The sequence below is a fragment of the Acinetobacter sp. TGL-Y2 genome, assembly GCF_001612555.1.
Lineage (GTDB): Bacteria > Pseudomonadota > Gammaproteobacteria > Pseudomonadales > Moraxellaceae > Acinetobacter.
In genome coordinates this window covers 3,012,280-3,024,581 of sequence record NZ_CP015110.1, presented here as the reverse complement: position 1 = coordinate 3,024,581, position 12,302 = coordinate 3,012,280, and the positions used below count along the sequence as shown (strand labels likewise).

Below are 12,302 nucleotides of genomic sequence, written 5' to 3'. Positions count from 1 at the left end.
ATGAACACACAAAAGGTCTCAACTCAACCGATACAGGATATGCAATTTAGTGGTCTACACTGGATTGAAGCCTCAGCAGGAACCGGTAAAACCTATACGCTATCGAGTCTGATGGTACGGATTTTATTGGAAAAATATTTACCCAATCAGGTGATTGCCACTACTTTTACCCGAAAGGCTGCTGCAGAATTAAAAACACGAGTACGCGCACGTTTGGTTGAAACCCAAAAGTATTTTGAGGGCTGTAGAGAACTGACAGAACAGCAGGTCTTGGTTCACGCTGAACAAGCCACTGATCCCTTGTTTCACGTCTTGCTCAAGACATTTTCAAATCGAATTGGCTATGCCTGTGAGCGAATTAAATTGGTCATTGATCAGTTGGATGAGCTTTTTGTGGGGACGCTGGACAGTTTTAGTCAAAAGTTGCTGCGTGAATTTGCTTTTGAAAGTGGCAAAATCGAATATGCGACTATTACCGATGATGCCAAACAGTATAGTTATCAGCTGATTCATGATGTCTTGCGTGAATGGATTCAGTTACAGCCCCAGCCTACGATTGATTATTTACTGTTAAATAAAAAACTAAAATCGCAAGATGCCTATGTCGCTGTGGTTGAAAATAGTTTGAACTTTGCCTCTGCGCATTTTCAAGCTGTTTTACCACCTGTCATGGATCTTGAAGCGTTTCAGCAACAGATTGACGCTGTCTTGGCAGTGGATTTAAAGCAACTGGAAAGCTTGTCTGAATATTATTCAGCTGAAGGTCAATACATTAAAATATTGGCAAAAAAATGGCGTGAACAGGCCAAAATGCAGCAGTTTTTTCAACAGGAATTGCCTGAATTTTTTGATGCGTTAAAACAGCAAGGCGCGTATGCGCTGTTCGCTGCGCAATATGCCAACACTTTAAAGCTGATCACGGAACTCACCACGAAGAAACCCTTAAACAAATGTCCTGAAGATGTACTGAATACCTTTCAACAACATTCGGTGATTGTGGCTTTAAAGGCTTTTATTGAAGCGCTCGCCAAGCTAAATTTGGATTTAGATCAGCTAGACAGTTATTTAAAATATCATCTTGCCAGTGAAGTGAAAAAACGCTTACCGCAAGTACTACAGCAAAAGGGTGAAACCACCTTTGCACAGCAAATCCGCACCCTTGCTGAGTCTTTATACGGTGAGCAAGGGCAACGCTTTGCCAGCTACGTCCATGCACGATATCCACTCATTTTGGTCGATGAATTTCAAGACACCAATCAGGATCAGGACGACATGCTGGCGCAGATTTGGCGTCATTCAAAGCGGGTTGATCAGGGCTGTATGATCATGGTCGGAGATCGTAAACAAGCAATTTACGGTTTCCGCGGTGGTGACATGCTGACTTTCTTAAAAGCGCATCAGGATGTTTTTGGAAAAAACGGTCATGCTTATCATTTGATTCATAATCACCGTTCGGTTCAGCCCTTGGTTGAAGTGGTCGATGCATTGTTTCAACGTCAAATTGATTTTGGCGAAGAGGTCAGTTATACCCCGGTGCAAGCGGGTAGTCGTCCACATCCTGCATTGATGGATCAGCAAGACATCAATCCATCGCCACTGCGCTGGATTCAACTTGAAGATAAAGATACTGAAGCCGAACAAGTCGCTTGGAACATTCGACAGCTCTTAAATCAATCTATTCAAGGCCAGTTAAGCATTGACGGTAGTCCTGCACGTGGTTTAGATGAAAATGATATTGCAGTGTTGTCTAAAAACCATGATGGCTTAGATAAAGTTCAATCTGCGCTTGAGTATTTAGGCATAGCGGTTAATCGACCTTCTAAAAAAAGCGTGTTTGAAAGCCAAGTGGCACGGGATGTGGGCGCGGTGCTCAGTGCCATCATGCACCCCTTTGATGAAGCCAAAATTAAACGTGCGCTACTCAGTCGGCTGTTGGGTTTTAATTTACATAAGTTGATCCAACTTGAGATGCAGCCCGATGGCTTAAGTCGCTACATTGAGCGATTTGATCAGATTCGTGAAGTGTGGCTGAATCAAGGCTTTCTTACTGCATGGCAATTGTGTCTGAATCAATTTCAGGTCTGGATGCTGTTGGTTGAAAAGCAAAGCCGAGACAATGAACGTGCGGTGGTGAACCTGCGTCATTTGACTGAAACGCTGAGTCAGCACAGTGAAACCTATCAAGGTGCGCAGAATCTATATCATTGGTATTTAAAGCAGCTTACCGCACCGATGCAACGTGAATGGGAAATGGAACGTAAGCTCTCCAATGACGCAGGTGTACAGCTCATGACCATTCACCAATCTAAAGGCTTAGAGTTTAAAATCGTCTTTTTATTGGGGGCAGATAAGTCCGTTACCGAAATCAATAAAACCCTCAATTTTTCTAAAGCAGAGCGGATTCATCCCCAGACTGGCAAAGTTGAAGAGCATCGTGTGGTCGCCATTCATGATAAAAATAGCCTAGATGAAGTCGCGATTGCACAGCATGAAGAGCGTAATTTAGCCGAGCATCGGCGCTTATGGTACGTGGCATTGACGCGTGCAAGTCACCGCGTGTATGCCATGTTGAGTGATAGTAAAGGCACTTCCACCACTGGTTTGGCTTTTTGGCGGGGACATGGCGCGGACGTATTTACCCATCCTTATAGTGTTAGCGAGCCGTTACTCACTGAAAAACCACCAAAATTAAAATCGAATTCGACAGCGGTGAACGCTGAGCTACAGGCAGATCCTTTTCCGCTACAACGGTTTTATCCACGTGCAAAAACAAGTTTTAGTTATTTGGCACAGCATCTGACCCGAAAGCAAATTCAAGATGCTTTGGCCGTCATGGACACTGAACAAAGCAGTGCAGAGGATGAAGTGCATCAGCCTTTAACTCAGGTCGACACGAGTCAGACGCTGAGTCAAGAATTGAGTCATCAGCCAATTGCATGGATCAAAGCCAATTTCCCCATGGGCACGCTGGCAGGCAATTTCTTGCATGAGATTTTTGAGCATATTGATTTTCAAAATTCAGCGTATTGGGCACTGGAGCTCAAACGCCGTTTAAAAAATGATTATTCAATTTTATGGCGTGAGTTACTGGAAAAGGTGGCCAAAGCATTTCCACAAGCATCTGAACCTGAAGCTTTATTGATGGATTTAATGGTGACTTGGCTGGCTGAGATTTTAAGCACACCCATTTTAAATCAGTTCAAACTGAGTCAATTAAATCCAGATCAGCATTTGGCTGAATTTCCATTTTATTTGGCGCTTTCAGATCGTATCTTAGCAATTCCCCGTATTCATCAATTGTTCCAAGAATACGGCATTGTGATGCCTGAGTTTAAAGATGCACATTCAGCGCGTTATCTCAAAGGTGAGATTGACTTGGTGTTCTTCGATGGTCAGCGATACCATATTGCGGATTATAAAAGTAATTTTTTAGGTTTGAGTCAAGAAAGCTATCAAGTCAGTGCAATTCAAGAGAGCATGAGCCATGCCAGTTATTGGTTGCAGGCCGGATTATATTTGGTGGCACTACATCGTTATCTAAAAATTCAGTTGCGGGATTATCACATTGAACGAGATTTGGGCGGTGCAAGCTATTTGTATTTACGCGGTATGAATGGTCACGCGGAACAAGGTTATGTCTACTGGAAACCAGAGGATGAATTTATTTTAAGACTTGATGCAATTTTGGGTCATTTTACTGATGATAAAAACATCAAAACAGCGTGATATATTGTGGTAATTAAATATTAAACATTAGGTTACATTGTGGATAATAGTGTTTAGAACCATGTTGATAACTTTGAGGATAACTGTGTGGAAAATAAACAGCAACGTGAGAGTCAAGCACCGCAATGGGTGAGGACTTGGGCTGAATTCATTCTAAAACAGGCTTCAAATGATATAAAACAAAATGAACAATCCATTAATTTGATTGAGCAGATCCTGCTTGCCACTACGCAAGGCGACAGTTGTATTGAAAAACCAGAGTCAGCGCTTGAACAGCTGCATCATTTGATGGTGACAGATGAGCAAGCCAGCCACCAGCAGGTTGCGCCTTTTGTATCTGATGAGCAGTATCTGTATCTATATCGCTACTGGAGTTTAGAGCAGCGCTTGGCACTACAAGTTAAGCGTCTAAAACAGCAGAACATTGACCCTGTCGATGTACAGGCCTTTGAACATTTACTCCAAGACGTTCATCAAAAAAGTGCCCTAAGCATGGTCGCCAAAAATGCCTTAAATATCATCACGGGTGGTCCAGGCACAGGGAAGACTTATACTTTGGCGCGCATTATTGCGGTGCTCAGTCAAGCCATGCCCGATATTCGAATTGCCATGGCAGCGCCAACAGGTAAAGCTGCACAGCGCATGAAAGAAGCCATGCAAAGTTCATTTGCAGATGAAAAGCTGAATGCCTTGGGCTTGGTCTCAGCGCGTTTAAAACAACAAGACACATTCACCTTGCATCGACTTTTGGGTTTAGGCACGCAGTTCAAAGCCAGATTCAATCTGAAACAGCCGCTGCCGTATGATGTAATCGTGATTGATGAAGCGTCTATGCTGGATCTAAATTTGGCAACGCTACTATTTGAAGCCGTACCTGATCATTGTCGACTGATTTTATTGGGCGATGCCAATCAGTTGGCGTCTGTGGATGTCGGTTCTGTGTTGGCAGATTTACAAAATGTAGATGCGCTCGCAGAAAATTGCGTTAACTTGATCACCACGCGCCGATTTAAAGCAGGCGCACGCATTGGTGAAACTGCACAATTTATACAGTCCGCAAAGTATCAAACTGATTCTGCACAGATGCTCCATGCATTTGAAAAGCAAATTGTGACAGCGGGAGAGCTTCAGCCGATCCCTTTAAAGCAGGGGATGAATGATGTGGTGCAACTTGAGTACATCACAGATCAGAGCACAGACCAGATCAGTGCAGTTGCCTTAACTCAATATTATGAAAAACTCAGCTCAGGCTATCAAGATTACTTTCATGCATTAGATGCCTATATGCAAAATGGCTATACTGAGGAAAATGTGCCTAAGGTCATAGATGCTTTTGATCGCTACCGCATTTTAACGGCGATTCGCTATGGTGAATTGGGCTTAGATCGCTTAAATGGTGAAATGCAAAAAGCTTTACTTAAGGCACTGCCTCGAATTGTAAAGCAGGGCGATTGGTATATTGGACGTCCCGTAATGATGAGCTACAACGACTATCAGTTGGGGGTGTCAAATGGCGATATTGGTTTGTGTTTTAAGCACCGTACGCAAGCTGACCTGTTTGAAGTTTATTTTCCCAGTTTAGACAAATGGTTACCCGCAACACGCTTGCCGAAATCCATTCAAACGGCTTTTGCCTTAACCATTCATAAATCGCAAGGTTCTGAGTTTATGCATACGACTGTGGTTTTGGATGAATCTGCAACAAAACTCTTAAGCCAAGAGCTGATTTATACCGCAATAACCCGTGCAAAATCAGTCGTCAGTCTGCTGGTTAGTCCAAATGCGTTGCGACAAGCATTGACCATAAAAACCACGAGGCGCAGCGGTTTGGTCAATAAAATGAATAAGATAGTTTTATCAAACATTTAAAAATGTTAACGCATTTTGTAAGCAATGGCGTACACAGATTCGAGAAATTAGCGCATAGAGGTTCTTGTTCTTTTTTGCGATGATTGCATACATAAAGTGTTCAACACGGAAAGTTGAATAATATCGCTCAATAATAATAACTTAAAGTCGAGAGACTGCGACCTTACAAGACGTAAGTGATAAAAGAGGAAACTTACAGCCGCTAAGCCTTGTAGTTTTGGGAGAGACTACAGGGCTTTTTTATGTCTATAAAATAAGCAATTTTGATACATTGCTTACACGCTGTACGAATTTACTTACACAAAGATGCGAAAAGTGTGACTTGAGTGTCATTTTTATTCTGCCATAATGCAAAGCATAAGGAATAGAAACTCTTGAGAACATGGAACGTATGCATTAGAAAAGTGAAAGAATCACTTTGAATAAAAATATAAATAATATAATGATAATTAAAATATAAGAATCTACAGCGCACGGAAAAGCCCTAAGGTTACTTAGGGCTTTTCTCATATCAAACGTCTAATATTTTATAAACTTGATTACGCAGGGTTTAAACAATGTTGGATTCCATTTGATCTGAGCCAAACAAGGAGCGTCTTTGCTCTTTTGGAATTTTTGGACATTGCTTTGAAATTTGATAAAGCACATTGGCAAGTGCAGGTAAATGCGTACCGACCACAGATTTTCCCGTATTTAAAAATGAGATACTGATATCACGTTCAGGATCGGCCCAACATAAAATGTTAGAAAAACCCAAATGACCAAAGGCTTGACCCGTATTTGGGCCAAAAATTCCAATCGGGTTGCTGCCCAGCATGGGACCGAGTGCATAACGCATCGGCGCAAGGAGACTTCGGTCAATGGTGACATTTGAGGTCGGAAGCGTTGCTCGGAATACTGTTTCTGGGCTTAAAATCTTTTTACCTTGATACCTTCCGCCATTGAGCAGCATTTCAAAAAAACGATTGGCTTGTTCTGCGGAAGTATAAATATTGCCAGCAGGGCAGACGGTATCCATAAATCTTGTGTCGTTGGTAACATCCACCGCCAGTTGTAAGCCACCACCCAAAACGCGATTCAAATATAGATCTGTACCCAGTTTAGGGTGTATTCCTGTCGGATAATTCAATGCAGCTTGATCACGATATTCAGCTTTTAAGCCATAATTAAAGAAGGGCATGCCCATAGGTTTTTCAATATGTTCATGCAAAAACTCACGAATATCTTGTCCTGACACGCGCTCAACCAACTCTCCCAATATATAGCCTGCCGTCACGGCATGATAAGACAGTTGTGATCCTGCACGGCTAATCGGTTTCGCCGCATAAAGATGCTGTAAAATTTGTTCGCGGTCAAATAATAGCTCAGGCGTCACCTCAGTTTCAATTTTGGGAATACCACCCCGATGTGACAATAAATGAAAGATTGTGGCACGACGTTTTCCGTTGGCTGCAAATTCAGGAATGTAATGGCTGACGGGATCGAGCAAATTAATTTTGCCCTGTTCATTCAGTAAATGAACCAACATGGCATTGACGATTTTTGATGCAGAAAATAAACATACGGGCGTATCAGGCGTTGCAATCACATGATGCTGGTCTTGAACCTGTTCTGATTTTTTATGTTGAACATCAATTCGGCTATAACCCAGGCTGCGATTCAGTAAGATCTGTCCATGACGTCTTAGACACATACTGATCATGGGATGATTTCCAGTTCTGTATAGGCTTTCGACACTGTGCCAAATTTTATCAATTTGCGTTTGTGTCATGCCGCCCAGCTCAGGTGCAACTTCATGCTGTATGGCTGTAATGCTGTGTAAGTCAGCAGGGACGTGATGGGTATTGGTCGAAAATAATTTCACGTGTCATCCATTTCTTATCTGTTGTTATTAAAATTCAGTGTGCAACGATCTTGATTTAAAGTCAGTGTCTGATGTGCCCTAAAATTTGACTTAAATATGTAAGTAGAATTAAAGGCGGATAACTTTGCAATTTGAGGGTCGTTCCTTTAAAATAGTCCACTGCTGTAGTGATGCACGGCAGTCAGCCGAGTTTTGAAGAACGAAGTTGATTTGTATCAAACACTTATCTTATAAGCATCTCGGAGAAATCGAATGGCTTTAACAAATGCAGACCGCGCAGAGATCATCGCTAAATTTGCTCGCGCAGAAAATGACACTGGTTCACCAGAAGTACAAGTAGCTCTATTGACTGCACAAATCAATGATTTGCAAGGTCACTTTAAAGAACACAAACACGACCATCATAGCCGTCGCGGTCTAATCCGTATGGTTAACCAACGTCGTAAGCTTCTTGATTACCTTAAAGGTAAAGACACTACTCGTTATGCTGCATTGATTGCTGCTTTAGGTTTACGTCGTTAATTCGATTAAACTTTTATTTTCGGATTATTGCATGTTAAGTGCCGTATTACTGAAAGCTAAAGTCTGTCTAGATTTGTCTAGATAAAAGAGAAGGGGCGATGTTTCGCTCCTTCTTTGTGTCTCAAATTCGTATTTTACTCATTGTGAGTATGTTCATTGTCTGGTGAGGTCGGCTTCTAAGCTTTGTCATTTAAAACCCAAGTTGTGAATGTCAAACCTTAGGGGTCTCCACTAGAAAAACTGTTCAAAAGAACTAGGAAAATAAAACATGTCGATGTTTAATATTATTCGTAAAGAATTTCAATACGGTCAACATACCGTTGTTTTAGAAACAGGTCGTGTTGCGCGTCAAGCCAATACGGTTGTGATCACTATGGGCGGCGTGACGGTTCTGGTTGCAATTGTTGCACAGCCGAAAGCAAAAGCGGGTCAAGATTTCTTCCCGCTCACTGTAAACTACCAAGAAAAGCAATATGCAGCAGGTCGTATCCCTGGTGGTTATGGCAAACGTGAAGGTCGTCAATCTGAAGCTGAAACTTTAATTTCACGTCTTATTGACCGTCCAATTCGTCCGTTGTTCCCAGAAGGTTTCTACAACGAAATCCAAGTGACAGCGACTGTCGTGTCTTCTGATAAAACGATGGATGCTGATATTGCAGCAATGATTGGTACTTCAGCTGCAATGTCAATTGCGGGTGTTCCATTTGCAGGTCCAATTGCAGGGGCACGTGTAGGTCTGATCAACGGCGAATATATCCTTAACCCGAACCACGAACAGTTAAAAGAATCTGATCTTGATTTGGTGGTTGCAGGTACTGAAGCTGCGGTACTGATGGTTGAATCTGAAGCGAAAGAACTTTCAGAAGACCAAATGCTCGGTGCTGTACTTTTCGGTCATGACGAAATGCAAATCGTGATTCAAGCGATTAAAGAATTTGCGGCTGCTGCAGGCGCGGTTGCATCAACTTGGCTTGCTCCAACGAAGAATGAAGAGCTTCTGGGTAAACTTAAAAACGCATTCGAAGCGAAAATCTCTGAAGCCTACACCATTGCTGTGAAACAAGATCGTTATACAGCGCTTGATGCGTTATATGCTGAAGCGGTTGCTCAGTTCGTTCCAGAAAATGACGAATCAGGTATTGCTGACGAAGTTAACGAATTGTTCGAAGATTTAAAATACCGTACAGTACGCGACAATATTTTGTCTGGTAAACCACGTATTGATGGTCGTGATACGAAAACTGTTCGTGGCATCGATGTTCAAGTCGGCGTATTAGGCCGTGCACACGGTTCAGCATTATTCACACGCGGTGAAACTCAAGCGCTCGTGACCACGACTTTGGGTAATACACGTGATGCATTAATGGTAGACACGTTGTCTGGTACAAAAACTGACAACTTTATGTTGCACTACAACTTCCCTGCATACTCTGTAGGTGAAACAGGTCGTGAATCTGGTCCTAAACGTCGTGAAATCGGTCATGGCCGTTTGGCGCGTCGTGGTGTTCAAGCCGTACTTCCACCAGCTGATCGCTTCCCGTATGTAATCCGTATCGTATCTGATATTACTGAATCAAATGGTTCATCTTCAATGGCTTCTGTTTGTGGTGCGTCATTATCACTGATGGATGCGGGTGTTCCACTGAAAGCGCCTGTTGCAGGTATTGCAATGGGTCTAGTGAAAGAAGGCGAGCGTTTCGCTGTTCTTTCTGACATCTTGGGTGATGAAGATCACTTAGGTGATATGGACTTTAAAGTTGCGGGTTCTGCAAACGGTATTACTGCCCTTCAAATGGATATCAAGATTGAAGGTATTACTGAAGAGATCATGGAAGCTGCTCTCAACCAAGCGTATGCGGGTCGTATGCACATCTTGAACGAGATGAACCAAGTAATTTCACGCGCACGTCCTGAAATTTCTATGCACGCACCAACCTTCCAAGTGATCAACATCAATCCAGATAAAATCCGTGATGTGATTGGTAAAGGCGGCGCAACTATCCGTGCGATCACTGAAGAAACTAAAGCTGCAATCGATATCGAAGATAACGGTACAGTTCGCGTATTTGGTGAAACGAAAGCGGCTGCAGCGGCTGCAGTTGCCAAGATCCAAGCGCTGACGGCTGAAATCGAACCAGGCACAATCTATATGGGTAAAGTCATCCGTATTGTTGAATTTGGTGCATTCGTGAATATCCTTCCAGGTACTGACGGTCTTCTTCATATCTCACAAATCTCGAATGAGCGCATTGCGAACGTGTCAGATGTGTTGACTGAAGGTCAAGAAATTAAAGTCCAAGTGGCTGATGTCGACAACCGTGGTCGTATCAAGTTAACGATGAAAGATATCGAACAAGTTCAAGCTTAATCGATTTACTTTCAGCTAAAAAAGTCCGCTTAATGCGGACTTTTTTATGGCATGATCAAACGACACATTCACCTCATGATTCATTATTCATGCAAACGTATTATTTTTATTTAAATTCCGCTGAAGCCTATACCTATGTGACAAAAGCGCCACTGTTAGACAAAGAACCTGAATTTATATGGGTTGATTGTACGCGTGCAGATGTGATTCATCGCGCGGAAGCGTGGCAAAAAGAAATGTTGGAACTTACTCAAATCACGCTGAATGAATATCATGTTCGAGATATTTTAAACGTGGAACATCCCTGTATTTTTGATGCTATGGATGATTATAACTTGCTGATTTTTAGAAAATTAATTACGCCTGATGACAAGATTAACGCAGGTGAATCTGCCTTAGAAAAACATGAAAGTGTATTTGGTCTCGCCACAACACCGATTAATTTTATTTTAAGCTCACAGGTATTAATTACAGTGAGAGAGGCGGGGAATCGTGCCGTTGAAGCGTATGTTGAGCGAACTGAAACTATTTTATGTCGTCCGATTGAAGAACAAAACAAACCGAGAAAATTAGCGCTGAATCCACTTGATCTTAGCCTAAGACTGTTAAATAGCATGGTGGATGGTTATTTGGATTTGCGTATACCTTTAACCCGCCGAGTTGAATTTTGGCAACAAGAATTGCTGCAAGGGCATAGACGCTTTACCCAGTGGAATCAATTGCTTCAGGAAAATATGGCATTTCAACAAATGGAAAATTTGTGTGAAGAGCAAATTGAAGCGCTACTTGAGCTTCGTGATGAAATCGTTGAAAACTACTCGCATATCAAAGGCAAAAAAAGAGCCGAAAAGCAAGACATTATGTTGGTTCGGGTGGATGACTTATCTAGTCATGTTGAGCGGATTCAAAAACACACCACACGACTACGTGGCGCAATACAAGCTGCCATGGATTTGCATTTCTCAGCCATTGCCAATCAGACCAATGAAAATATGCGGATTTTGGCGATTATCACGGCCATCTTTGCACCTTTAACACTCCTGACAGGCATTTATGGAATGAACTTTGACATCATTCCAGGGCTTAAAGATCCAATGGGCTTTTGGATCATGATGGCGGCAATGCTGATCTGTACTGTCGTATTGATCATTTTCTTTTACCGCCGTCATTTGGTGGGACGTGGTGAACGCAGTGTGATGGATATGTTGGCACAGCAGCACAAGGATCAACACGTCAATCTTTTCTGGTTTTTGGATTATGAACCGTTGAAGCAAACCGTGAAAGGCACATTAAAAGAAGTGGAAAAACTGACGAAGTTAAAATAACTATCGTCAGTGATATCCTGAATTTAATCTGCACGAATCCATGTGGTGTTACGACCTAAGGCAGAAATACCAACATAACCACGCAAAGTTAGGTGTTTTCCTGTTGTGCTTATTTTGGCTTTACCTTTGTATATATTGCCAGAAAGTGGGTCAAGAATCTGACCATCGGTGTACTCGTTCGGATTGGTTTTAGATTGTTTAAAGCCTTTTACAATTGCAAGACCAAGATAAGGTGCATTTTTCAAAGCTCCTTTGCATTTTGTGCAAATTTCAACCAATGGTTTATAAGGTAATGGTCGAATTGCGCTGATTTTTCCAGAGTAAGTACCATCACTGTTTTTTGTGATAATGACATCTGCCCGAGAGTATCCCGTTTGATCATCTAGAGTTTTCCATTTTCCAACAATATCATTGGCAAATGTAGCGCTACTAAAACAAAGTAAGCTACTGAGTAACAGAGTCTTTTTTCTCATAGTTAATTATCCAATATTTGTCATTATTAGGTGTATTCGGCATGAATATAGAGTAATAATCATCCTTTTACTTAGAATATCCATATTCTATTTTTTTGATAAATATAAAATTAGACTAATAGCAGTATAAAAAGCAACATTTTTTTTTAAAACTT

At 41.9% G+C, this 12,302-nt stretch carries 7 protein-coding genes; 5 read left to right on the top strand and 2 right to left on the bottom strand.

Annotated features, from left to right (window positions below; all coding sequences use genetic code 11):
* On the top strand, positions 1-3,726 hold the full coding sequence (locus tag AMD27_RS14500) for a UvrD-helicase domain-containing protein (protein WP_067661810.1): 3,726 nt from the start codon (positions 1-3) through the stop codon (positions 3,724-3,726).
* Positions 3,727-3,813: 87 nt separating this feature from the next.
* A complete protein-coding gene (recD, locus tag AMD27_RS14495; protein WP_067661808.1) occupies positions 3,814-5,595 on the top strand; it encodes an exodeoxyribonuclease V subunit alpha in 1,782 nt (593 codons plus the stop codon).
* Between the two features lie 550 nt (positions 5,596-6,145).
* Here the strand turns inward: recD and AMD27_RS14490 are convergent.
* Positions 6,146-7,459: a serine hydrolase domain-containing protein gene (locus AMD27_RS14490; protein ID WP_067661806.1), complete on the bottom strand. Its 1,314-nt coding sequence runs from the start codon at positions 7,457-7,459 to the stop codon at positions 6,146-6,148.
* A gap of 252 nt (positions 7,460-7,711) precedes the next feature.
* Here AMD27_RS14490 and rpsO point away from each other — a divergent pair, with 252 nt between their 5' ends.
* The 3 genes from rpsO to AMD27_RS14475 all read left to right on the top strand — a co-directional run bounded on the left by rpsO (position 7,712) and on the right by AMD27_RS14475 (position 11,674).
* Positions 7,712-7,981, top strand: coding sequence for a 30S ribosomal protein S15 (gene rpsO, locus AMD27_RS14485; RefSeq protein ID WP_067661804.1), 270 nt, complete (start codon positions 7,712-7,714; stop codon positions 7,979-7,981).
* Positions 7,982-8,255: 274 nt separating this feature from the next.
* A complete protein-coding gene (gene pnp, locus AMD27_RS14480; RefSeq protein WP_171254869.1) occupies positions 8,256-10,349 on the top strand; it encodes a polyribonucleotide nucleotidyltransferase in 2,094 nt (697 codons plus the stop codon).
* 89 nt (positions 10,350-10,438) lie between these two features.
* Positions 10,439-11,674, top strand: a complete 1,236-nt coding sequence (locus AMD27_RS14475; protein WP_067663056.1) for a magnesium transporter CorA family protein — start codon at positions 10,439-10,441, stop codon at positions 11,672-11,674.
* A gap of 23 nt (positions 11,675-11,697) precedes the next feature.
* On the opposite strand, the gene AMD27_RS14470 is transcribed toward AMD27_RS14475, so the two are convergent.
* Complete coding sequence (locus AMD27_RS14470; RefSeq protein ID WP_067661800.1) at positions 11,698-12,147, bottom strand: DUF2147 domain-containing protein; 450 nt, start codon at positions 12,145-12,147, stop codon at positions 11,698-11,700.
* Between the last annotated feature and the right edge of the window lie 155 nt (positions 12,148-12,302).

Excerpts from the sequence above, each read along its gene's own strand:
- AMD27_RS14500 (WP_067661810.1), top strand. The coding sequence starts at position 1 with ATGAACACACAAAAGGTCTCAACTCAACCGATACAGGATATGCAATTT.
- rpsO (WP_067661804.1), top strand. The coding sequence starts at position 7,712 with ATGGCTTTAACAAATGCAGACCGCGCAGAGATCATCGCTAAATTTGCT.
- AMD27_RS14470 (WP_067661800.1), bottom strand. The coding sequence starts at position 12,147 with ATGAGAAAAAAGACTCTGTTACTCAGTAGCTTACTTTGTTTTAGTAGC.
- AMD27_RS14475 (WP_067663056.1), top strand. The coding sequence starts at position 10,439 with ATGCAAACGTATTATTTTTATTTAAATTCCGCTGAAGCCTATACCTAT.
- pnp (WP_171254869.1), top strand. The coding sequence starts at position 8,256 with ATGTTTAATATTATTCGTAAAGAATTTCAATACGGTCAACATACCGTT.